Genomic DNA, 24,087 nt, shown 5'->3' with positions numbered 1-24,087 from the left:
GCGATGTTCACCGCCGGCGACGACCTACGGATCGGCCGCGTCGTGCTGCGCGGCACCGCGCCGGCCGTCGAGCACGCACGCGCGACGCTCCCGGCGGCGCTCGCGCGCGCCCCCTGGCCCGCCGACGAAGCCATCGTCGTCGTCCGCCGCGTCGCCGTCGGCGGCACCGCCACCGAACTGCCCGCCCGCGCCGCCACCGCCGCCGACCACCTCGCCCGCCGCGCCGCCGACCCCTGGAGCCCTTCTGCCGACGCCGCCGAGGCCGTGCGCTTCCGCGACGCCCTCGACTACCGCGCCTGCCTCGTGCGCGACCTCCTCAAGGGCACCGCGGCGCGCCGCTGGCTGTGGCGCCATCGCGCCGCCCTCCTCGCGCGGCCCGCCGCCGAGGCACTCGCCGAACTGCTGGCCGAGGACGCCCTCGCACTTCCCACCCTCCTCGAACGCCCCGCGCTGCGCGATAGCCTCCCCGCGCTGTGGCGCACCCTCGACGCCCCCGCCGCACGCACCGTCCTGCATGCCATCGGCAGCGCAACCGGGTGGCAAAGCGCCGTCACAATCGCGCTCCTTCCGAGCCTGCACGAACATCCAGCGGAAAAGCGAAGCGCATCCCGCCACACGGCGCCCGCCCCCCTGCCAACGACGCATACGGCGACGCAGCGGCCCAATGTGGCCTTCGGCTCATCCGCCCTGCGATCCGTCCTGTCCGCCGACCTCCCGCCCTCCGATCCGCGCGTCGTGCTGCAAGCCGTGCTCGCACTGTGGACACAGGCTCCCGCGACGCTCGCCGGCACCGATGCCGGCGAAGCCCTCCGCGCCACGGCCGAGACGCTCGTACGCCCCGCCGCCGAAGCGACGACGGCGAGCTCACGCGAACCGCAGACCATCACCGCCGACGCCGCGGGCAACTCGGTCGCCCCCGCACCGACACCCCCGCAAGCGGGCACCCCCGACACCGCCGCACCGGCAACGGACACATCGCAGGCCTCCGCCGCGCCACACCCTGAGCCCGCCCCGGCCCGGCCCATCCTCTGCGCCGACGCACCGGTGCCCGCAGCCGATTCCCCCTCATCCTCCCGAGTCTCCTCCACCGCGGCCTCGCCCGCGGTACTTCCGCCCGCTGCGGATGTGGACTTCCACACCCGCGGCGGCGGTTTCTTCTTCCTGCTCAACGTGCTCAACCTGCCGGCCCTGCACGACTGGCGTGGGACCCTCGCCGAGCCCCACGCCGGCTGGCGCGAGCTTGTCCGCCTCGCCCGCGGGCTCGACTTCGCCCCCGACGCCCCGCTCGCCGCCTTCCTCGCCGACGCCTGCGCCCTCGACCCGCACGACATTCGCGACGACGACCCCATCGCCGTTCTCACGACGCTACCCCCCGACGCCGACCCCGCCCCGGTCCGCCACGCCGCCCTGCGCCACTACGGCGAAGCGGCCCTCGCCGCCGCGCTCGCCGAGCGCCCCGCGCGCGTCCGCGCCACCCGCAGCCACCTCGACGTACACCTGCGTCTGGCCGATGTGAATCTCGACATCCGCCGCACCGGCCTCGACCTCGACCCCGGCTGGCTGCCCTGGCTCGGCCGGGTCGTGCACTTCCACTACGACTAGCGGAGGTTTTCCGTCATGAACGCTCCCGCGACCCTGCTCCCCCAATCGGCGCCCCAAATGGACGGCGCCCGCCTGTCGCGTGCCTTCGTCCATGCCGGCATCGCGCACTTCGCAAGGCTCAGCCTCGGTGCCCCCTCCGCGGTGTTCGACGCCCTCGCCGCGAGCCTGGGCGGCGACGATCTCGCGACCTTGCTCGACACCCCGCGCGACGACTGGCAAGCCGCCTGCCGCGCCCTCGCGCGCACCGCCCCCGAGCTCCGCGGCCCGCTCGGGCGCCTGCTCGCCGACCTGCAGCTCCAGCTCCACGAATGGTTCGCGCTCGCACTATGCGGCGAGAACGAATCGAGCTACCTGCTGAACCTCGCCCTCGCCGAGTTGCAATCCCCCGGCGCGCTGCGCCCCGGCCTGCACCTCGTCGCAGCCGCCAGCGACGCCCTCTTCGGCGCCCAGCTGCCGCCACTCGCACTGCCCAACCACCGCCTGGTGCGTGCCGGCGTGCTCGACATCGTCGGCGACGGCCCCATGCCCACCCGCACGCTCGCCACCGCCCCCGAACTGTGGGCGCTGCTGTGCGGCGACACCAGCGCCTGGCGCGACACCGCCCCGCTGCCGGTCAGCGACGCCGTGCTGCCGCAAAGCTTCTGCGACCAGCTCCCCTCGCTCGCGACCATGCTGCGCAGCGGCGCCACACGCCACGTCGTGTTCCGCGGCGCCCGTGCCGCCGGGCTCGCCGCCGCCGCACGGCTCGCTGCCGCCGTGGGTCGCCCGCCCCTGCAGATGGAGGCCGCCACCTGGACCCGCCAGCCCGCGCTCGCCGCCGCATGCCGCTACGCCGGCTGGCTGCCGGTGCTGGCGCTGGAGCTCGGCCCCGGCGAGCGGCACGTCCTGCCCGAGCACCCCGCACTGGCGGTGCCGCTGCTCCTCGTCACCGGCCGCGACGGCGCCATCGAGGCCCCCGCGCTGGTCGAGATCGACCTGCCGCCGCTCACCCCGCAGGAACGCCGCGACGCCTGGCGCAGCGCACTCGCGCTCAGTGACCAGACTTCCGACGAGGCCCCCGACGACGCCCTGCTCGAAACCCGCCTGCGCGAATTCGCCGGCCACGCCCTGCTCGACGGCCCCACCGTGCACACGCTGGCCGAGCGCGTGCGCCTCGACGCCCGGGTGCGCGGCGAAGCCCCCGGCCTCGCGCACCTGCGCCGCGCGCGCGCCGGCTTCGGCAGCGAACGCCTGCGCCAGCTCGCGCAACCGGTGACGCGCGAAGTCGGCCCCGACGGCCTCGTGCTGCCCGACGATCTCCTCGAACGCTTCGACGCCCTCGTCGCCCGCTGCCGCCAGCGCGAACTCCTCGCCGACGGCCTCGGCGCCAGCCTCGCCGACCCCGCGCCGGGCGTGCGCGCGCTGTTCTGCGGCGAAAGCGGCGCCGGCAAGACGCTCGCCGCGAGCCGCCTGGCAACGCTGCTCGGCGCGCCGCTCTTCCGCGTCGACCTCTCCGCGGTGATGAACAAGTACATCGGCGAATCCGAGAAGAACCTCGGACGCCTGCTCGACGAAGCCGCCGCGCTCGACGTCATCCTCCTCATCGACGAGGCCGACGCCCTCTTCGGCCGGCGCGGCGAAGGCAAGGAGACCGGCGAGCGCTATGCCAACATGCTCACCAACTTCCTCCTCACGCGCATCGAACAGCACCCCGGCATCGTGGTCCTAACCAGTAACAGCCGCGGTCGCATCGACAGCGCCTTCACGCGGCGCTTCGACGCCATCATCGAGTTTCCCCCGCCGGGCGTGGCCGAACGCCTGCGCATCTGGCAGTCGCACCTGGGGCAGCGCTCCCCCGACGCCGCCCTGTGCCGCCAGCTCGCGAGCTACTGCACACTGCCCGGCGGCCACATCCGCAACGCCGTGCTGCAGGCCGCCGCGCTGGACCCGGCCGCCCCGGACGACCGCGACGCCACCCACCCCATCGCCGCCGAACAGCTCGTCGCCGCGCTGATCGAGGAATACCGCAAGATCGGCCGCACGCCCCCGCCCCAGCTCCTGCACGCGCGGGGCACACCATGAGCAGCCTCGCCCCCGGCCTGCGCCGCAAGAGCGCGCCCGAGAAGCAGCCACCCTCCGCCTCGCCCGCCCCCAAACCCGCCGGGCAGAAGGATCCGGGCGGCAAACCGGCCGCCGACCAGAGCGCGAGCGGCGGCGCCCCCTCGCCCGCAGCCGCGAACGAAGGCGGCACCTCAAAGGACCAACGCCCTGGCGCCCCCGGCTACCTGCAGGCCAAGCTCGCCGTCAGCCACCCCGACGACCCCGCCGAGAAGGAAGCCGATCAGGTCGCCGGCGAAGTCCGCCGCGCGCTGCGCACGCCGAAGGACACCGGCCCCGGCGCGGCATGCCCCACCTGCAGCGGCGCCGCCCCGCGCGGCAGCCTCGAACCCGCGATCACGCCGCCGAAGAAGGAGATCCTCGCGCCCCGGCTCCTACGGGAAGCCAAGCCCGGCGAAGAGGAAAAGGCCCCGGCCGCCCCCGGCACCGAAAAGGCGGCCGACACGCCCAAGACCGCCACCGCCGGCGCCGACGCCCTCGCCGGCCAGACCGCCCCCGCCGAAACCGAACAACGCGTCGCCGCTCGCCAGGGCCAGGGCACGCCCCTCGACCCCGAGCTGCGTGCCAAGCTCGAAGCCCAGCTCGGCCGCGACCTCTCCGCCGTGCGCATCCACACCGACGCCGAAGCCGACGCGATGTGCGTCGAGATGCACGCTCGCGCCTTCACGGTCGGCAACGATGTTTACTTCTCCGCCGGCAGCTACGCCCCCGAGAGCGACGCCGGCCTCGAACTCCTCGCGCACGAACTCACGCACGTCGGCCAGCAGGCCGCGGCCGGCGGCCCGCAGAGCGCCGCGCCCAAACTGCAGCGTGACTTCTGGGATGATCTCTTCGGCGGCGGCGGCGCCCCCGCCGATCCGATGGCCGCGTGCAACAAGGAACTCGGCGAGGCCGAGAAATGGGCCAAGGCCGGCCCCTATCCGGCCGCAGCGCAGACCATGGTCGGTGCCGCCGGGCGTGGTGGCTTCGACGCCCAGTACAAGCCGGACGCGACGGAAGGCGAAGGCGTGCTCGACATCAAGCAGGGTGTCGCCATCCAGTTCGAAGACCTGCTCACCACCGCCGGCGGCGTCGCCACGCCCAACCCGCTGCTCGGCGGCACGCCCGAACTCACCGCCCTCGCAGCCCGCATCAACGGCATCGCCGACGCCGGCCAGCGCGCCACGGCGCTCGGCGCCTACCAGTGGAACAACGCCGAAGAGCAACCCTGGATCGACAGGCTCAAGCCCCTCATTGAAGGCGGCTGGAGCGGCAAGCACAGCTTCTTCCTCAACAAGCCGCGCTGGAACTGGCTTGGTGCCGAAGTGAAGGTCACCCTCGACGTCGGCAAGCGCGCCCAGGCCGCCAGCGACCACATGTTCACGCGCGTCTACAAGATGCCCTCGGGCGAAGACCTCACCAGCTTCGGCACCGTCGACTCCACCAACCCCGGCGGTAACGCCAACGCGCGCGACCAGACCATGAAGCTCTCCGCCACTGGCCTGGAACCCAACTTCTACGACACCCTGCGCGAATCGGTCGAGTTCGCGCACGACTCCTCCGTGCTCGACGGCACCGCCCAGACCACCCTCACCAACTTCATCGCCAAATACAACGGCGCGGTCGCCAATGCCGCGCACCAGGAGATCCGCGTCGACATCATCGGCCACACCAGCGGCTCCGGCACCATCAGCCACAACCAGACGCTGTCCGAATCCCGCGCCAATGCCGTGCGCGACTTCCTCACCAACAACGGCTTCGCCAACGTGCCCACACGCGTGCACGTCGCCGCCCGCGGCGCCGCCGAAGCCGACCCGCTCGACAAGAACCGCCCCAAGGATCGCCGCGTCGACCTCCTCGTCGACGGCGGCCAGCGCCAGATCGGCGCATTGCACGAATGGGGCCACGCACTGGGGCTGGTCGACGAATACACCACCGCCGGCACCAACATCGGTGACCCGACCGGCCACGACGCGATGGTCAAGGCCATGACCGACGCCAGCGGCGCCCACCTGCCCGGCGCGATCCGCGAACACAATGGCGGCATCATGTCCGGCGGCAACGAGATCCGCCCGCAGCACTACGCCACCTTCCACAACGCGCTCACCACCGTCACCGCCCAGTCCCCATGGTCGCTGGGCCTGCACAAGCCGAAGTGGCAGGTCGCGATGGAATGCGGCGCGCCCTCGCCCAAGGGCGACTGGAACCTGCCGAACGCTCCGGCCCCCGGCACGAACCCGGGCACCCCGCCGCCGGGCGCCACACCGGGCAGCGACAATGGAAGCGCCGTCGCCTAAATTCGCGCGTCGGCCGAGCGAGAAGCCGGCGCCCCCTGCCCCGCACGCGGCCGCGCGCAGCAGCGGGACCACACCCGCGGCCTCCCCCGCGGCGAGGCCGGCCCCGCCCCCGGCGCTGCCCGCCTACGCCAGCCCCCCCGTCCGCATCAGCCAGCCCGGCGAAGCCATCGAACGCGAGGCCGAGGCGCACGCCGCCGCCGTCGCCCCCGCGAGCACGCCCGACCCCACGCCGACCGCGGCCACCCCGCCGACCGCCGCCCCGGCATCGGGCGAAACCGACGCCGCCCCGTCCGCACCCGACGCCGCGGCCGCATCCCCCGCCACCCCGACGGGCGGCGGCGCCACCGCAGCCTCATCTGCCACCTCATCTGCCACACTAGTCCCCGCCTACGCCGCGGGCCGCGTCGCCGAACGCCGCGGCCGCGGAGAACCGCTCGCACCCGACGCCCGCGCCCCGCTCGAAGGCCACTTCGGCCGCGACTTCGCCGACGTGCGCGTCCACACCGACGCCGAGGCCGCCCGCCTCACCGCCGCGCTGGGCGCACGCGCCTTCACCTCCGGGCGCGACATCTACCTCGCCCCCGGCGCCTTCGCCCCGGACACCGAGGACGGCCGCCACCTCCTCGCCCACGAGCTCGCCCACGTCGTGCAGCAGGACGGCCAGGCCGCGCCAGTTCTTGCGCGCGCGATCGAGCCGGCGATGAACGCCCGCTACCACGAGACCGATCGCACCGCCGCCGCCCTCGCCGCGCTCGAACGCCTCGAGATCCCCGCCGTCAAGTCACGCCACCTGCCGCTCTACAGCAGCCTCGCCGGCGCCGGCAACCTCAAGCGCGTGCGCGGCTACGGGCGCGAAGGCGCCGACCAGCGCTCGGTGTGGAACAGCCAGGTCCAGGTCGGCGCCGACGCCATCCGCGCACGCCTGGGCGAACGCAACATTCCTGTCCCCGCCGACGCCAACGGCCGCATCCGCCTCAAGCCCCACCGCGGCGCGCGCCTCACGTCCAAGCGCCTGTCGGAGCTGCAGACGATGCTGCGCATCCCCGGCTGGGACCGCCGCGGCCGCAAGGTCGCGCAGTTCCAGGTGGATCACATCGTCGAGCTGCAGGTCTCCGGCCAGATGGGATCCGGCGTCGGCAACAGCGTCGAGAACATGGAACTGCTCGACCAGCCGTCGAACAGCAGCTCCGGCGGCACCATCCGCAGCGGCATCTATCGCAAGGTCGACGCCTTCCTCGACACCTTCGACCCCAAGCCCGACCGCGGCCGTTTCCTGCGCCAGCACGACGTCGTCTTCACCAGTGCCGCCGCCACCGGCGGAGGCTCCGCCGCGGGCGCCTCCGCGTGGTGGACCAAGACCGAGATCGAGGAAGCCCAGCCGCTCGCCACCGCCAGCCCGCCCAACGCCGCCGAGGACAACGACACGGCCGGCACCGCCGAGGAATTCATCCTCAGCTCCGGCCCCGGCGGAATCGAAGTCGCCCGCTTCCGCCACCGCCCCGGCGCCGCGCCGAGCATCAGCCGCACGCAGGCGCGCGCGCTCGCCGGCCTCCGGATCACCGCGCTCAACCTCACCGACAACACCGGCAACCCCGAAGGCCCGGTCGGCTCGCTCTCCGCCGAATGGGACCTCCCCGCCGACTGGCAGCCCGCCACCCCGGCGGTCACCATCGCCCTCACCGGCGACGGCGAATACCGCGGCTACCCCTCCGCGCTGCCCGCGCTCAACCTCGAATACGCCAAGCTCAGCCCGGTCAGCTTCACCACCATCACCACCGAAGACGGCGAACTCTCCGCCGACGGCGAGCTCACCCCCTCGATCCCGCTGCTCAACGCCCCGATCACCGTGCGCCTGCGCGGCAAGGACCTCACGTTCTCGCTCGACTACGGCCCCGAGCAGATCAGCCTGCCCATCCCGCGCACCACCATCGACGACGCCTACGTCAGCGTCTTCTACTCCACCGCGCGCGGCCTGGGCCTCGGCGGCCAGGTCATCTACTCCATCGAAGGCGCCGGCAGCGGCGAACTCGCCGCCTCCGTGTCGACCACCGGCGGCGTCGCCTTCGAAGGCGGCTTCACCTTCGAACGCTCCCTCTTCGACCGCGCCCGCGTCAGCGCCTGGTGGCGCAACGGCCAGTTCGGCGCCGAAGGCACCATCGGCATCGACACCCCCGACAAGATCCGCGGCATCAAGAGCGCCACCGCGACCGTCAGCGTCAACGAAGGCCGCTGGGCCTTCAACGGCAGCGCCGAACTCTCCGTGCCCGGCGTCAGCGCCGCCTCCATCGCCATCACCCAGGGCGAAAACGGCCTCAACATCGCCGGCGACGTCGCCCTCACCGCCAACCCCGCGATCCGCTCCGGCTCCATCCACGTCGAATGCGAGCAGACCGACGGCGACTGGAAAGTCTCCGCCAGCGGCACCGCCGAACCCGCCATCCCCGGCTTCGACTCGCAGCTCACCGTCACCTACGAGGACGGCGCCTTCGACGCCCAGTTCAGCGGCGCCTTCGAACGCGGCATGCTCTCCGGCCAGATCACCGTCGGCGCCACCAACCGCAGCATCGGCGAAGACGGCAACCCCGGCGGCCCCCCGAGCGGCCCCGACGCCCCCATCGTCGTCTACGGCAGCGGCTCCGCCACCATCCAGATCGCCCCCTGGCTGCAAGGCACCGCGGGACTCCGCCTCGACCCCAACGGCGAGATCACCGTCTCCGGCGAAATCGCCCTGCCCAGCTCGCTCGAGATCTTCTCCAAGCTCGAATACGACAAGCGCCTTTTCGGCATGTCGACGCAGATCCCCATCATCCCCGGCGTCGTCGCCGAAGTCGGCGGCAACCTCAGCGCCAACGCCAGCATCGGCCCCGGCGCCCTCGACCAACTGCGTGTCGGCATCGAATACAACCCCTCGCACGAGGAAAACACCCACGTCACCGGCGACGCCCACCTCAACGTCCCCGCCGAAGCCGGATTGCGACTCGGCGCCCGCGCCGGCGTCGGCCTCGGCATCACCGGCGCCAGCGCCACCGGCGGCCTGGAGATTGGCGGCACGCTGGGCATCTCCGGCGCGGCCGAAGCCAGCGTGCACATCGACTGGATGCCCTCCCAGGGCCTCGAAATCGACGCCGAAGCCTCCCTCCACGCCCAACCCAGCTTCCGCTTCGACGTCTCCGGCTACGTCGCCGTCACCGTGCTCGGCGCCAGCCTCTACGACGAACGCTTCGAACTCGCCGCCTACGAATTGGGATCGGGCCTCGAATTCGGCGTGCGCTTCCCGGTCACCTACCGCGAAGGCGAACCGTTCGATTTGTCACTGGACGATCTGGAGTTCGAAGTGCCGGACGTCGATCCGGCGGCGATGGTGGAGCAGTTGGGCGAGCAGATTTTCTGACGGGGCACGCGGCGATGCTAAGGGCCGTTGCGGACGTCGGGCGGAAAACACTATCCGCCTATCTCGCGACGTTCCCCCGCGCGGCTCCTCCGCATCGACCACCTGAAATCACCGCCGCCGACAATATCCGCGCAAGCAACCTCGGCCCCAAAGCGGCGTCCCCCGCCGCGAGACGCACACCGACGCCCCTCACTTTCCCAATGAGTTCAATCGGATGCGCCCGTTCGCGATGGCTGGCCGTCGCGCATTGACAACACCATAGCGGTGGCCTATGGTCACGTGATGACGAACGTTTAGCCGAATACGATAATGCTGCGCCGCGGTTCCGCACCGGATAATAGGCCGAATCGGCATATTTCAATATTGACCGATTCGGTCTACTACAACTGTTCGGCGTCATCAAGGAGATCTGTCGACGAATGAAACGATTAATTGACCTTTCCAATGACGAGGCAAGAACCCATTTCCTGAAGGGCAGCAGCTACTTCAACGGGGACCTGCCCAAATACATCAGTTTCGAGCCGATACTGAATGACGTATCTGCGGTTCTTAAGGGCGCGAACTATGCTCAATTTAAGAACGCAAACCCCAACGAATTTCCGAGCGTGAATTACAACTTCATTGCGAACAAGGACGGAAAATTTGCTTGGCGCCCGTATGAACTTTTGCACCCCGCCATCTACGTCTCGTTAGTGAATCTGATTTGTGAGGAGGCAAACTGGGCGAGCATAAGGGCGCGACTCAAAGAATTTGAGGACGGTGTGGTTGACTGTTGTAGCGCGCCGGTGATGTCGGTTGATCACCAGACTGACGTCGCAACTCAGATCAAAAGCTGGTGGCAGAGCGTTGAGCAAAGGTCCCTGACGTATTCGCTGGAGTTCAGTCATCTTCTTCATACTGATGTGACTGACTGCTATGGCTCTATGTATACCCATAGCATTGCATGGGCTCTGCACGGCCTATCGAAAGCCAAGGAAGAAAAAACCAATAAAGCTCTGCTTGGCAACAAAATCGATTCCCATATCCAGGCCAGTCGTTACGGACAGACCAACGGTATTGCGCAAGGGTCAGTCCTTATGGACTTCATCGCGGAGATCGTCCTTGGATACGTCGATGAGCAGATTAATCTTGAGCTCACAGGAAGCACTGACATCCGGGTACTCCGATATAGGGACGACTATAGAATTTTTGCAAATAGTGACGAACGCGCAGAAGCGGTGCTAAAGATAGTCAGCGATAAGTTACGGGCAGTAGGGATGAGGCTCGGGGTGTCAAAGACAATCTCCTGCAGAAATGTAGTTGAAGGGTCGATCAAGCCAGATAAGTTGGCTGGCATTGAGCAACAAGACCTCGGAACATCTAACGCAAAGACAATTCAAAAACAGCTCTTGAGGCTACATTCCTTTGGTCAGCGGTTTCCGAATAGCGGAGCGTTACGACGGTTGGTTGGTGATTTTCACACGAATGTTTCAAAGCAGACTGAAGCTCCTGACGACCTTGATGTGCAGGTCGCGATCGCTACAGATATTGCGTTTGTTTCGCCATCGACGTTTCCGGCCGTGGCAGGCATTCTGAGCCACCTTATCTCACTCGCACCGAGTGAAGAGAAAGTGCGCTTGTGGACCAAAGTGCGCGAGAAGATGGCAAGAGTCCCATACAACGGTTACCTGGAGATTTGGCTGCAGCGCGTCACACAACCGAAGGCCGTTGGCATCAAGTTCGAAAGCAACGAACCGATTTGTCAGATTGTGAATGGGGCATCGCCTCAGCTCTGGGAGTCCGGCTGGATCGCAAGCGATGCACTCAAGAAAGCCTTAGACGTTAGCAAGATTGTCATTGCTGATGCAGGTGAGGCGATGGAAGTGGTTCAACCAGAAGAAGTTGAATTGTTTAAAGAAAATGCATGGGCCTATTAATCGCGCGTGGCGATGAAATAGTGGTGGTGTCGCCGAACAAATCGTTCCAGGGGACTCCGAAAAAGCTGCGCTTTTTCTCCGCCCCTGAACTCAAACGTTAGACCTCATGTCAAAGCGCGTGCAAGACATTCGGTTCGTTGACCAGCGGGCACTTACGCTCGTGGTCGATATTGCGGTTCTCTTGGAGCAGAGCGAGAAGAACAAGGGGACATGGCTGGGTAGTGCCTTTGCCCGATCCGCAGCTACCAACGCAGGGCTGCTTCTTGAGTGCGTATCTAACAGCTGCATCGGCTCTCTGGCGCTCCCGACACGGCTTCTCGAAGAACTAGACAAGCTGCCTGCGCTCTCGAAGCTCGACTACTACCTCTTTTCTCGAACGAACAAGCACATTGACCGCGGCTGCCGCGAAACTGAATTGGCTGCCGACGTGCTCAAGCTCCGCGATCACATCGTCCATCCCAAGCTGAAACCGGGGTCCTTGGCCGGGGTCGGGGAAGAGCAGTACGTGGATTACGGCGCGACAAAGGCACTCGGGATCGCGCTGGACAATCGGGAATGGACGCATGAGGACGGGAAGAAGGTGGCGGATGCAGCCACCGCGTTTCTCAGCCTGTATTTTCTTGATTGGTGCGGCCATGACAAGGGCAACGCGACGCGCGTCCTCGTGTGCAGAGAGCGGGACATCCTTCAACGGGAGTTAGCCATGTGGGTGACCATGCGCCGAGCAGAGCGTGACTTGATCCAGAAGTGGTTGCCAGCGACACTGTCATTCATGGATCTGAGGCCGAGCGAGCGTGAGGTCTAACAGGTCGTTCGACGCGGACACGCACCGGCAAGGCGCCGCGAGCCGTGCGCGGGAGCATACGTCTCGCGGCGCCTTGCCGGTGCGTGCCGGTCAACTCCGACGTTGGGCGTCTTGATATGGCCTACCAATCCCGCATTCCTGTCGATCCGACATACATTCATTCCGTAGGCACAGCGTTCTACAACTTCACGTACCTTGAGTGGGTCGTAGTTTGGACAATCGTCAAACTGAGCGCCGATGGTTTTGCCAGCGTTCCTCGTGGCGAAACAGCGAAAGTCATCGCTACGGCCCTTTTCAAGGCAATTGAAAACACGTCCCCGCCATTACCTGCTCCGCTACGTAAGCGTCTCATCAAATTTCACGAGTCGTATCTTGCCGCTATCCGAAGCAGAAACAAGCTACTCCATGCGCATCCTTACACCGCCCAGGATGGACAGCAACAGCTTGGCGGTGGTGGAGTCGAGTGGCCAATTTCCGAAGTCGATCAAGCCGCGCAGCTATTTGAAAATGCGGCCATCGAGGGCAACGCTATCTTTCACGGCGAGCTTGCGCAGGTGCGCCCGTGAGCAGACGCCCAACCCATCATTCCACCGGACCTGCGCGAGAAGCCGCGCAGTCCGGTGAATTCAAACGTTATGCTATATGAACTTTTCATCGTACTTGTCGGATGTCTTGTCAGCGCTCTCTGCGGCGGCACTGCTCGCGCTTGCGGCTTGGCTCTATAGCTGGGGGCGCAATCTGAGGCTCGAACGGAGTCTCAAGAGCGCTATCAGTCCAAATGGCGTAGGTGTTGGCTACTCCTTGTCTCCGCTTTCTGCCGAGTTCACGATCCAAATCCACAATTACACAAGTGCGTACGTTCGCGTTTGGTCCGTAGTCTTAGTGGCAGAGAAATGGCACATGGAACTTACCCCGAGTGAAAAGCACGGACTCTTCCAAACGCCGTTGTCTAATGAAGTTGTGCGTCCAAAGTTCAAGCGCACCTTCATTTCTAAGGGGGCTTTGGAAGAAGACAGCAATCCCCACAGCAAAGTCCTTCCGCCAAAGACCATGGGCATCTGGGCGGTGTGGCCTGGTGCCATCGGACAGCACGATTGGAAGCTAGTGCGCGGATTCGTTGTTTTCGAGTATCCAACACTATTTGGCAACACGGCTATGGTGCGCATGGAAATCCCCAATTCCTCTTTCAAACTCATCAGAGAAACCTTCGAAGAATTAAACACCTGCTACCGTGAGCGTCGCCCATTGCCAGAGCCGGGGCAACGAGCAAGGGCATAACAATGCGCTCAAGGTCGTTCGCTTCGCTCACTGGACGTCAAAAAGCGCAGCTTTTTGCCGCCCCTTAGCTTAATCGTTATGCGTTAAAGGCCACGCGCTGATGAAATATGAGCAACTTCAGAGTCTGGAAGAGTTCTTGACGGACGTGGAGGCCGCACTTCTGAGTGAAGAGGCGCGAACGCCAGTCAAGTATTCACCACATAACATTGCGCCGTGGAACGCGGCTCAGATCGATGCTGAGAATCAAGGCTTGCTCAATTCAGTATCGGGCGCAGCCAACGTGTATGCGATCTTCACGGCCCCGAAGAACACCAATGAGTTCACTCTCCGATACATTGGTAAAACAACAAAAAAACTTGCCCGCCAAAGAATTCGGAATCACCTAATAACGAAAAACGAGAAAACCGGAGCAAAGCTCTGGAAAATAATTTCACATGTTCAGGCGGGTGGAGCGGTAAAGATATCGTGGGTCAGTGTCGAACCCGAATCTCTACGAAATTACATCGAAGAAGAACTGATAAACCTACACAAGGGAGCAGACTGGAATCGTGAGAACGCATAACAAGTCCGCCAACCGGACCGTCAAAAAGCTGCGCTTTTTACCGTCCGGTCACGTCCAACGTTATGCGTTTCGCAATTAGCCAATTACGGATAGAGCAACCAATGAGAATAACCGCATTGATGGTCACTGTCCTGCTTATCGCCGGCTGTGCTGGGAAAATTGATTACGTTCGTCCAACCACGCCGCCGCCCGCGTCAGCAAACTACAAAATTATCGACAAACCTCGCGATGCTGTATGGAACGCAAGCGTGCCGGAACTCGGAAAGCAGTTTTTTGTTATCAATAACCTCGACAAATCATCAGGCCTTATCAACATCAGCTATAGCGGAGATCCAGAGAAGTACATCGACTGTGGCAGGGTGACTTCGTATGTCAAGAACGCTCGTGGCGAGAGAACATATGATTTCGCGGGGGCCAAGGCGCAGCAATCGTATGAGGTTATGAATGGGAATGGCCTCTTCTTTATCGAGCGCAAAATGTCTCTTGATGGCCGCGTCAATCTGGTGTTTGAAGAGTTGAGTCCAAATCAAACCAAAGTAACGGCAAACACTCGCTATGTAGTGCAACGACAGCAGACAGTTAGGAGTGTCGCAAACAATTTTCCCCAGTCTGGCTCGGACAGCATTTCATTTAATTCCGGAGGAACCTCGTCATTTGCGGCTAATGCTGATGGCCGAGCAACCGAATGCGTGGCAACAGGCTCGCTAGAACGAGAAGTCCTTTCCGCTATCAAATAGAGCATAACACTCCGCTCCAGCGGACCGTCAAATAGCTGCGCTTTTTGCCGTCCGCTGAGCTCGAACGTTGGGCGTCATGAATCGCACAGTACCCGATTGGGTGATCCAAACCTGCTGGTGGACTTCCGGGATATTTGCAACCGGTGCCCTTTGGTACTTCTTGTCCATCAAAGACTACTCGTATGCGGCAGGTTCCGGTGCCCTGGCACTTGCCTTCGCCCTCGCAGCAATTACCCTCCACAGGCGGAACGACAAAATAGCCGAACAGTCACTTCCAACGGAGTTCAAGGACGAACTCCCTGACGACTATATTCGACGTTCGCTGGACGAACCTACTGATGTCCGCCTTTTTGAGTCACTCCCAGAGCTAAAGGCAATTGCACATCGAATCGCGCAACCGGGATGGGACTCTGGCGTCACCATTGAAATGCGCAAGTCCACGTACGACGTCGTGGACTTCTACGAAATCATCTGGTTGAAGCTTGCGGAGTTCTATCCTTTCAAGCATTTCGGCAAAGGTGGAGCCGCTGCCCATATCAAGGCATATGTACGCGAAAGGTACAAGTTCCACTGGGCAAAGCACGAACCTGGCGGACCGGGTACCGGGGGAACAATCGTCGGTGTGCTTACCGGCGGCGATGTCATGCAGGACTTAGACCGCCTAATCGTCGAGACCGCCACGGCCGTAGTCGGGTACAGGGACAACTTCGACTTCACGACCTGGCATACGCGCTGGGAAGGTGCGGATCCGTCGCATAACGCCCAACCCATCAATCAAGCGGACGCCTAACGGCGCCGCTTATTTCAAACGTTAGGCATTACAACTACGCCAAATGGAACATTTGAAGCACCATCGCTACATCGAATACTTCCAACGCCAACTGGTTCGTGAAGGTTCTGAAGACTTCTGGCATAAGCAGAAGGAGTGGTTCGACGAAAATCGATCCTCTATAGCAAGAAAATTCTTGGAAATAAGCAAGCAGCCAGAAGACACTCCGAACCGATGGGCGGAGGCGATCATGGGACATACGGACCATGGTGACTATGACAATGTTTTTGCGAAGCAGATCTTCGAGCCGCTCGTTAAGAAAGTCCTTGAAATATGTGAGGCTCACGACTTAGCCCCTCGCTTCGCCGTCAGATTTGTTAACTCCCCGGGAGCCGAACCTTCGCCAGCTGCTCTCCCTTCTTCTTTTGAGCATGTCTTATTCGCAGGGCAAGGTACCTTTGCCTTCTGCAACTATTGGGCAAAAATATTTTCTTCAGCAATGGCTGAAGTAGCGGAGTTACCCGATGAGGAACGCGAGTCCCCTGCGGCAGTGATCGCTAAGCTACGCAAGGGCCAGGTATTGGTCGATGCAACCCGGCTTGCTGTGCACTATGCCCGCTTCGAATCGTTGCTTGGGTTTGGTCGAATAGAGCAACCGAATGAGTTATTGGGGTTTCGGACACTGCTCTTGAACGCGATGGAGGTGTTCATAGTTGGTCATGAGTTCGGTCACTTCATTTCTCATGAAGCGCATCCTGATACTTGTGGCATTCCAGATGGGGCAGATTCCAAGCACCATGAACTCGACTGTGACGCTGTAGGACTTGCCGTCTGCACTGAGTATGGAGTTCGCGAGAGCAATGCCTTTGCATTTCAGCTGATTGGTCCGCTTTTACTTTTCTATGCACTTCGTACCTGCGAACAAACCAAGGCAATCCTATTCACCGAAACACAAGAGAGCAACTCACACCCGTCGAATGAAGAGCGTTTTAGATTTGCTCTGGAGTTTCTGATTTCTGCAGGTGCGAGCGATCAAGTCATGGAAAGTGTTCACTTTGCACTGGATGTGGCAATGTGTGTTGGTAGCCAAGTGCAATTGACTGCCCATGAATTGAAGGAGTCTTTGCTTGCCAATAGAAATGCCTAACTCGGCAGTCGAGGGGACAGCCAAAAGCTACGCTTTTGGTCCCCTCCGCGCTTCGCGCTCCGGCTGCCCCTCACTTTGAACGTTGGGCCTCTTATTCGTAACACCGTTCGCATTTCAACCAAGAAAGGGAGTAACTACATGGCAAGCTACATCGACGGCGCGCTCATCAAGGACGAGAAGGTTGTTTATACCGGAAACATCAGCTTGTGGTCCCTTGCGCCGCTAATTCTTCTGGGCCTTCTGTTTCTGGCCTTGTATGGTCTTGGTTTAATTTTCTGGCTGGTCGCCTTCGTCCGTTACAAGACGACCGAGCTTGCCGTAACGAACAAGCGAGTCATCGCCAAGTTCGGCTTCATCAGCCGTCAGACCATCGAACTCAATATCAACAAGGTCGAGAGCATCCAAGTTAACCAAGGCATTCTTGGGCGCATCTTCAATTTCGGCTCGCTGGTGGTCTCCGGTGCCGGCAACCCGCAAGCGCCAATCCCTGGCATTTCAAATCCAATGAGCTTTCGCCGAGTGTTCATGGAAACCCAGGATCAGGCCGCCCAGGCAAAGGCCGCGTAGAGGCCCAACCCGTCATTCCATCGGACCTGCGCAAAGAGCCGCGCAGGCCGGTGAACTCAGACGTTAGAACTTTCACCGACCACAACCACACGAGGTAATCATGGCGAATGAATCCGTATCCGTATCTGGTCCCGTTTCCGTTGTCAGTGACGCAAAGCAACGAGTTGCCTTTGATCTAATGAAGTTCATTGGCGAAAAATGCTACGCAACTGACAGAGGCGCTCAAGAAACCAAGGATTATTGGCTTAAACTTTATCGCCAGTGCTACAAGGCAGCGAATGGGGGATCGGTAGAATCCATTCTGAAAGAAGAATAGCGCGTCATTCTTTACCTGAGCCGGCGGCATCCCTTCTCCAATAAGCAGGCGCACAGGGGTTAAATCTGAGGGTATGTTCCGGTGTAAGCATATCTCTTGGTTAAAAAAGTTCTAACCCTGCAATGCACCGGACCGTCAAAAGCTGCGCTTTTGCCGTCCGGTGATTTCCACGTTAGCCCGCTGAAAAGATGAGCCTCGCAAAGCCCCAACAAAACCTCGTGCTCCCGTTCGCAATCCAGAAGCGTTTGGACGCCACGCTCGCTGGCGAGACTGGGCTCTCAGGTCCAGAAATGTTGCAGTACTTCGCCCGCCATGATGAAAACATCGAGCAGTACCCGTGGAGTGGCGGAGCCCCAAGCCGAAAGCAAATCCTGCAAGACTGCCTTGCTCGCTTTCCTAAGGCAAAGCAGCTAGCGCTACTTCAAGACATGCTGACCTCCGATATTTATCAAAAGTACTCGCCGCCAAGCGTCGAAGATAAAACGTATCTGCTCGAATGGATCGCATCTCAATCTGGTCATCCCGTAGCAAACCCGCGCCCACGTTCGGTTGATCTTGTTTTTAAGGAGCAGCTAGTGCCAGCACGACAGCCACAGTGGGATGTCTTTATTTCTCACGCCCACGAAGACAAAGCGTCCATTGCCGAACCGCTCTCAGTCGCTCTGGTTCAGCAGGGTGTTCGTGTTTGGTACGACAACTTCGAATTGACACTCGGCGATAGCCTGCGAAAGTCCATTGATCGCGGGCTGGCTAATTCACGCTTCGGAATCGTCATCCTCAGCCACTCCTTTTTTTCGAAGCACTGGCCACAAATGGAGCTAGACGGGTTGGTTGCCAGAGAGTCCAACGGAGTCAAAGTTGTTCTGCCAATCTGGCACCGCGTCTCCGCAGCACAGGTTCAACAGTATTCGCCTCTTCTTGCTGGGCGCCTTGCCGTTTCCACGGATCAAGGCCTTGAACATGTTGTTCAGGAGGTTGTGCGAGTTCTTCAAACAAGTCCCCACACAGCAGGCTAACCCCTCATTGCAGCGGACTGCCTTCGGCAGCCGCTGAACTCCAACGTTAGCGCCGGTTATTTATGCGTAGCATGAATGCATTGTCCGTTGAGAATCCGAGGGCTGCGAAAAGCTCCAGCCGAGCTCGCCCTCAATGCGCTGCAATCAACGGCATGGTGGGAGCCGTTATGCGCTCTGCCCCGTCCGCCGGAACTTGCTTGCACGAAGGGACTTTGGGCAGTGGCACTTCGATCCAGCATCCGTGGCACGCGAAACGTGTCCTTTGTTCATTCCGCGCGGTGCCGCTCGCCGAGCATCGCGCTAACCAGTGCTTGCAGCGGACCGCCAAAAAGCTACGCTTTTTGCCGTCCGCTGAAGGCCGACGTTGGGCGCCTTCACGGATAAAAGCAGGATAGATGCAAACAATCATCGGAGCACTCCATAAGCATGGACGACGATATCAGTTACGCATACGAAGCACGTTGACTTCGTGGAAGTGGCGACTGGCACGAGCGGCCATGGTTCAGCGCAGATTGATCGCGTATCGGATTAACGTCATTTGCGCTAGAAGAACACTTCGGTCTGTAAATGGGAGGCGTTTTCTTGAATTGGAGTCGCTTCTCGCGGAATTCCTGCTGCGACGACTGAATGACGATCCGGTATTCGCCAGATCCGTCGCATGTCAGCTCCTAAATGTGCTGAAGCACTGTGACCAAATCACATATGAGGAGCCAGGTACAGCCGAGGCATATGCGCTGCTTCACTTTCTTGACAGGTACCATCGATTTCAATTGATCTTTGAGTACCTGCATCAGATCAAGCTAATGCCCTTGCGTACTGACGGGGTAAGGATCTTGGACGTTGGAACCGGTCCCGGCCCTTCGATGTACGCAGTATCGGATTTCTATAGCAACACTCTACCCAAGAGGCAAAACGAAGACAGCATTCGTGAACAGGCAGGGTTTTCCATCGATTACGTGGAACGCAGTTACCAGTTTCGCAATTGGTTGCATCACTTCACTGAGTTCGTTAATTATTACTGCCCGACCCAGATTCCTTGGCTCGTTCCATTCCATCACGGTACGTTCGACGACTTTCAGAACCTCGAATTCAATCAAACAGAAATCCGTTTGGAACGAGACGACGATGGTGAGCAAGTTCCTTTTCATTACGTTAGAAGGCACCGCTTCGACCTAATTGTGTTTAGTAATTTCCTTACCACCAAGGAACAAACCGCCGCCTTCTCAAAGGAAATTGAAAACTGCGCTAGGTACCTAAGAAACGATGGCATTCTTGTTGTGGTCGGTGCAAAGAGCTCCTCGAAGAAGTACAAGGAAGTCTACGGAGAGATCGAAAAAACCATCGTTTTAGGCCGCTACAGCAATCGAAAGCTAGTTGCTCGATGCCAAAGGGTAATGCTCAGTGATTCTGTCATGGGTTACTCGTGGAAGGACGGCTATGGGGAGCGTCTTAAGGCGCTTACAAAATCCGTTTTTGACGCCTTGCAGGCGCACGCAGGGGACGTCATACCCAAAGAAGCAGCCGACCTACTGAGAAATTCAGTACAGCCCGAGTATTCGCGCCCTATTGAGTGGGAATTGCTTGTTTTCCGCAAGAAGGCAAGGCCGCGTCAGCAGACGCCCAACCCATCGGTCCACCGGACGCTGCGCGATAAAGCCGCGCAGCGCCGGTGACCTTCACGTTAGGCGCTTATGGACAAGCAACTTTTCCCACAGCTTTTACGAAGGATCTACGAAGCGGTGGACGAACTGGAGAAAATGTTTCCAGGCAGGCATTTCACACCGGACGGACATCTGGTTGGCAGTTTGGGCGAGGCGCTTGCCTCATATCACTATGGCATCTCGCTATCCGACGCATCTGCTGAATGCCATGATGGCATCTGTGGCGAGCGCCAAGTTCAGGTCAAAGCGACCCAAGGTAACCGGGTGGCCTTATCTAGTAAGCCGCAGCATCTACTTGTCCTTCGGCTTGCGCGCGATGGAACATTCACCGAGGAATACAACGGTCCAGGTGCTCTAGTTTGGTCGCTTGTCAGTCACAAGCCGCGGCCGAAGAACGGGCAGTATCAAGTCTCACTCTCCGCGCTTCGGCGCATCATGCCCACTGTGGCTGAAGATGATCGCCTTCCAAGAACCGTGGCCTAACCCGGCGCTCAACCTCGCTCCCTTCGGTCGCTGGACAGCCAAAAGCTACGCTTTTGTCTGCCGGTTAGCTTGAACGTTGGGCGTCATCAACTGCCGCGGAGTAATCCATGGACGTACCCGGTGAAAAACTGCTGATAAAGCTCTGGGATTCAATTGCAGACAAGGGCATTGGATCCCTGCTCAAGCCATGGCAAATGCGAAGAGAAGGCCGCACTGCAATTGACATGAGGCGCGAAGAACTACTTGTCCTTGCCCAAGCGGAGGTTGATGCGGAAGCGATTCGTTCTGGGCAGAAGTTCCTACTCCCTGATGGAACGGTGTCAGAACAGCAGAGCGCTCCTGTCTTGCTGCCATCGTCACCAACCCAACCATTGCTTCTCCCTAGCATCGATCAGGTTGCACAGCAAAATGCCCGTATCGAAGCTATTAGGCGGGAGATTAGCCTAGCCAAGGTTGTCGTATTCGCAGAACAAGAACTCGTTCATGACACTCAAGAGCCACCTGAAGAGAAGGTTTCCGACGACTGGCTTCACCGGTGGCGGGAACATGCAGCAGGTGTATCTTCGGATGAACTTCAGTCGCTTTGGGGAAAGATTCTCGCGGGTGAAATTAAGAAACCGGGACGGTACTCTCCACGCACACTTGAGTTTCTAAAAAATCTCTCGCAGGATGAAGCGAAGGCAATTGAGAGACTCTCACCGTTCGTTATTAATGACATCATCTTTCGAGATGATGAGACGCTTCTCGAATCTCAGGGGGTTCCGTTTTCGCTGCTGTTTTCCATGCAAGAGCTTGGCGTTGTTTCAGGTGTTGAAGCCCTTGGGCTGGAAGTTGTGTGGCCCTCAATTGCCAACGACCATTTTGAGCGTGCTCTAGTGTCATACGGTCGCGTCCTGTTGGTGAAGCATGCTGATCCTGCCCGCCAACTAAAACTTCAGATATATCAGGTAACGTCCCTTGGGCGCCAAATTCTCAGGCTCGGGAACTTCCAACCTAATGAAACATACCTGCGTGCGCTTGGCACATCGATAAAGTCTCAAGGATTTGACGTCGCAATTGGCGATTGCCGTCCTGCTGGTGACAACAGGATCACGCTCTTGAATATGCAGCCACTATGACGTCCAACCCATCCATCAACACGGACGCTGCGCGATGAAGCCGCGCAGCGCCGGTTACGTCAAACGTTGGGCCTCTTAGGCTTCGCGAATATGCAAGAGAAGTTGTTTCTACTCACATCGAAACAAGTCGCCCGTCGATTGACTGAGGTATTTGATTTCGTATGGCCTACCGCTACAGCGATCTGGAATCTTCGGTGGCAAGTCGCCGGATATGTCTCCGCGTCTCCTACTGCCACCGAAAGCGAATTGGCTGGGCGCTTTGTCGCTGGAAGCGGTATTCGAGGGGCCAATTTGCGCCGATCTTGCATTGACTCTTCTTGGCAAGATCAACAGCAGGAGTTCGCTCGCTTTCTACTCTTCGAGTTTTGCTCCCTTTACGAAGCTTGGTGCGAAGGCGCACTAAACGAACTCGGCGCTGCCTCATCGCTATCGAAGCATCTGCAATTTCCAACGACGTTTAAAAACGGCGCTCCTTCGCGGGGCCGTTTCCATGCTATCAATTTGATCGTGCAAGGCGGTTCGCAGATCATGGCTGGCTCCATCTATCCTGCTATCGCCAAGAATAAGAAGAACTCGCCTCCGCATATCGAGCAACTCTTGGTCTGCTACCGCTATTTCAAGGAGGCGCGGAACTCCCTCGTCCATGCTGGCGGCAGTACATCAAGGAACTTTATTTCCGCAGAGGCTGCGTATAACCAGCTTACACCCGCGCAAGTAGGACTCAAGGAAGTGCCAGTTATCAATGGTCACACGGCGGGAAGTCAGATCAAGCTGAGCCTTCGTGGTGTCGTCGGCTTCGGAGATATTGTTCTTCGCCTTGTCTCAACGCTTGACGCCGAGTTTTCAAAGTCCCCAGGCGCGGAGCAGGCGTTCGTGCGTCGTTGGAGGACATGTCACGGAGGCCCTGCCGTTCAAGTTCCCGCCAATCCAAATTCATGTCACGAGCGAATCAGACGGCTTGTGCGGAGACTAGATCTTCCCACTCCGGTGGTTACGGCTCAGTTTGAAGCTTGGCTCCGAAACAACCAGTGCATCGTCTAGTTTCCCGAGGCCCAACCAATCATTCCACCGGACCTGCGCAAAATGCCGCGCAGGCCTGTGAAGTCAGACTTTAGGCTGCGCATACTACCCAAACCAATATGCACCCAGATCTGCTGCGCCAACGCAGGAATCTCATAGCGACAAGCGCATTTCTAGTGTTATTTGACGTTGCAAATGTGCAAATTGCCAAGGTATCGCTTCTTGGCAATGAGTTGATCATTGGAAATGTTCAGGTCCTTATCTATAGCGCTTGGTGTCTTTGGGCTTACTTCCTTCTCCGTTACTACCAATACTGGCGCGCAGAGCCCGATCAATACATTAGAAAATCATTTGCCAAGCATCTGGACTCGCTCGCACGCACCTACACGCAAGTCCAAGCTGTTCAGGATGGCGTGGGACAACGTTTTAACGACTACAAGCTTACGCGCATTGGATTTTTGAGTTGGTCCTACACGCTTCAAGGATATAACCCTGGACAGGGGAGTGTTGTCGACATAAAGACTTCGCGATTGCCGTTATGGAGGCTATTTTTTTGGAATTTTCAGTCAGCCCTACATGTTGGACTTCACACCCATCATGCAACAGATCACATTCTTCCATTTGCAGTCGCAATTGCAGCACCAATCATAGGAATCGTAGAAAAGTGGCCACCACCATGGCCTTGGCTTTTCTCATAATTGACAGCAAGCCTAACAAACGCTTCGAGCCGACCGTCAAAAGCTACGCTTTTGGTTCCCTCCGCGCTTCACGCTCCGGCTGCCCCTCACTTCCACGTCAGGAGGCATAGACCCACCCATGGTGCAAGTTCGCGCATACGAATCGCACGATGCCGAGGCAGTCGCCGCGGTCATCCTCCCCATTCAGCAATCGGAGTTCGGCATCCCAATCACACTGGAAGCTCAGCCGGACCTGAGCAACGTCGAACAGTTCTATCAGCACGGCTGCGGCAACTTTTGGGTCGCCGAGATTGACAGCCAGATCATCGGAACCATCGCCCTGCTCGACATCGGCTGCAACGAAGCGGCACTTCGCAAGATGTTCGTAGCCGCTCCGTTCCGTGGTCGAGAATTCGGTGTCGCCCACCGCCTCCTCAGCGAACTCCTCACTTGGGCGGCAGAGCACGGAGTAGCCAGCATCTACCTTGGAACTACCGCCAAGTTCCTGGCTGCACACAGGTTCTACGAGAAGAACGGGTTCCACGAAGTCGCCAAGTCGACCCTGCCGGAAACCTTCCCTATCATGGCAGTCGACTCCAAGTTCTACAGGCTCTCACTGCTCGCGAATGCCGCCTAACCCCGTCGAGGC

The 24,087-nt window shown here is 60.6% G+C and carries 20 protein-coding genes; all 20 read left to right on the top strand.

The features are described 5' to 3' along the window. The first annotated feature begins 3 nt into the window (after window positions 1-3). The 20 genes from ToN1_RS12825 (at window position 4) to ToN1_RS12730 (ending at window position 24,075) form a co-directional block, all read left to right on the top strand. Window positions 4-1,602, top strand: coding sequence for a hypothetical protein (locus ToN1_RS12825; protein ID WP_210147804.1), 1,599 nt, complete (start codon window positions 4-6; stop codon window positions 1,600-1,602). A gap of 15 nt (window positions 1,603-1,617) precedes the next feature. Beyond that, a complete protein-coding gene (locus ToN1_RS12820) occupies window positions 1,618-3,663 on the top strand; it encodes an ATP-binding protein (protein ID WP_210147803.1) in 2,046 nt (681 codons plus the stop codon). Then, window positions 3,660-5,975, top strand: a complete 2,316-nt coding sequence (locus ToN1_RS12815; RefSeq protein ID WP_210147802.1) for an eCIS core domain-containing protein — start codon at window positions 3,660-3,662, stop codon at window positions 5,973-5,975. The genes ToN1_RS12820 and ToN1_RS12815 overlap by 4 nt, the downstream gene beginning before the upstream one ends. Continuing rightward, the gene (locus tag ToN1_RS12810) at window positions 5,956-9,366 is read left to right on the top strand and encodes an eCIS core domain-containing protein (RefSeq protein ID WP_244860758.1); all 3,411 of its coding nucleotides are present in this window, start codon (window positions 5,956-5,958) and stop codon (window positions 9,364-9,366) included. The genes ToN1_RS12815 and ToN1_RS12810 overlap by 20 nt, the downstream gene beginning before the upstream one ends. 419 nt (window positions 9,367-9,785) lie before the next feature. Continuing rightward, window positions 9,786-11,282, top strand: coding sequence for an RNA-directed DNA polymerase (locus tag ToN1_RS12805; protein ID WP_169208330.1), 1,497 nt, complete (start codon window positions 9,786-9,788; stop codon window positions 11,280-11,282). A gap of 106 nt (window positions 11,283-11,388) precedes the next feature. Beyond that, window positions 11,389-12,087, top strand: a complete 699-nt coding sequence (locus ToN1_RS12800) for a hypothetical protein (RefSeq protein WP_169208329.1) — start codon at window positions 11,389-11,391, stop codon at window positions 12,085-12,087. A gap of 116 nt (window positions 12,088-12,203) precedes the next feature. After that, window positions 12,204-12,653 carry a hypothetical protein gene (locus tag ToN1_RS12795; RefSeq protein WP_169208328.1) on the top strand — a complete coding sequence of 150 codons (450 nt, stop codon included), beginning with the start codon at window positions 12,204-12,206 and terminating at the stop codon, window positions 12,651-12,653. Between the two features lie 334 nt (window positions 12,654-12,987). Further along, window positions 12,988-13,365, top strand: coding sequence for a hypothetical protein (locus ToN1_RS12790; RefSeq protein WP_169208327.1), 378 nt, complete (start codon window positions 12,988-12,990; stop codon window positions 13,363-13,365). A gap of 100 nt (window positions 13,366-13,465) precedes the next feature. Continuing rightward, the gene (locus tag ToN1_RS12785) at window positions 13,466-13,927 is read left to right on the top strand and encodes a GIY-YIG nuclease family protein (RefSeq protein ID WP_169208326.1); all 462 of its coding nucleotides are present in this window, start codon (window positions 13,466-13,468) and stop codon (window positions 13,925-13,927) included. A 101-nt stretch (window positions 13,928-14,028) separates the two neighbouring features. Then, window positions 14,029-14,664, top strand: a complete 636-nt coding sequence (locus ToN1_RS12780; RefSeq protein WP_169208325.1) for a hypothetical protein — start codon at window positions 14,029-14,031, stop codon at window positions 14,662-14,664. 76 nt (window positions 14,665-14,740) lie between these two features. Then, window positions 14,741-15,454 (top strand): hypothetical protein, encoded by a 714-nt coding sequence (locus ToN1_RS12775; protein WP_169208324.1) that lies wholly within the window; start codon window positions 14,741-14,743, stop codon window positions 15,452-15,454. A 43-nt stretch (window positions 15,455-15,497) separates the two neighbouring features. Continuing rightward, window positions 15,498-16,580 carry a hypothetical protein gene (locus ToN1_RS12770; protein WP_169208323.1) on the top strand — a complete coding sequence of 361 codons (1,083 nt, stop codon included), beginning with the start codon at window positions 15,498-15,500 and terminating at the stop codon, window positions 16,578-16,580. A gap of 138 nt (window positions 16,581-16,718) precedes the next feature. Then, window positions 16,719-17,147 (top strand): PH domain-containing protein, encoded by a 429-nt coding sequence (locus tag ToN1_RS12765; RefSeq protein ID WP_169208322.1) that lies wholly within the window; start codon window positions 16,719-16,721, stop codon window positions 17,145-17,147. Window positions 17,148-17,247: 100 nt separating this feature from the next. Then, a complete protein-coding gene (locus tag ToN1_RS12760; protein WP_169208321.1) occupies window positions 17,248-17,463 on the top strand; it encodes a hypothetical protein in 216 nt (71 codons plus the stop codon). Between the two features lie 188 nt (window positions 17,464-17,651). Beyond that, a complete protein-coding gene (locus ToN1_RS12755) occupies window positions 17,652-18,479 on the top strand; it encodes a toll/interleukin-1 receptor domain-containing protein (protein WP_169208320.1) in 828 nt (275 codons plus the stop codon). A gap of 833 nt (window positions 18,480-19,312) precedes the next feature. After that, window positions 19,313-20,152, top strand: coding sequence for a hypothetical protein (locus ToN1_RS12750; protein WP_169208319.1), 840 nt, complete (start codon window positions 19,313-19,315; stop codon window positions 20,150-20,152). 18 nt (window positions 20,153-20,170) lie between these two features. After that, complete coding sequence (locus tag ToN1_RS12745) at window positions 20,171-20,623, top strand: DUF6998 domain-containing protein (RefSeq protein ID WP_169208318.1); 453 nt, start codon at window positions 20,171-20,173, stop codon at window positions 20,621-20,623. 107 nt (window positions 20,624-20,730) lie between these two features. Continuing rightward, window positions 20,731-21,741: a DUF2806 domain-containing protein gene (locus tag ToN1_RS12740; protein WP_169208317.1), complete on the top strand. Its 1,011-nt coding sequence runs from the start codon at window positions 20,731-20,733 to the stop codon at window positions 21,739-21,741. 90 nt (window positions 21,742-21,831) lie between these two features. Next, window positions 21,832-22,782, top strand: coding sequence for a hypothetical protein (locus tag ToN1_RS12735; RefSeq protein ID WP_169208316.1), 951 nt, complete (start codon window positions 21,832-21,834; stop codon window positions 22,780-22,782). 795 nt (window positions 22,783-23,577) lie between these two features. After that, entirely contained in the window at window positions 23,578-24,075 is a 498-nt protein-coding gene (locus tag ToN1_RS12730; protein ID WP_169208315.1) for a GNAT family N-acetyltransferase, read from the top strand. The last annotated feature ends 12 nt before the right edge of the window (window positions 24,076-24,087 follow it).

Origin of the sequence: Aromatoleum petrolei (assembly GCF_017894385.1) — a bacterium.
GTDB classification, from domain to species: Bacteria; Pseudomonadota; Gammaproteobacteria; order Burkholderiales; family Rhodocyclaceae; genus Aromatoleum; species Aromatoleum petrolei.
Note: the sequence above shows the minus strand (reverse complement) of the source record. Positions and strands in the feature narration are given on the sequence as shown.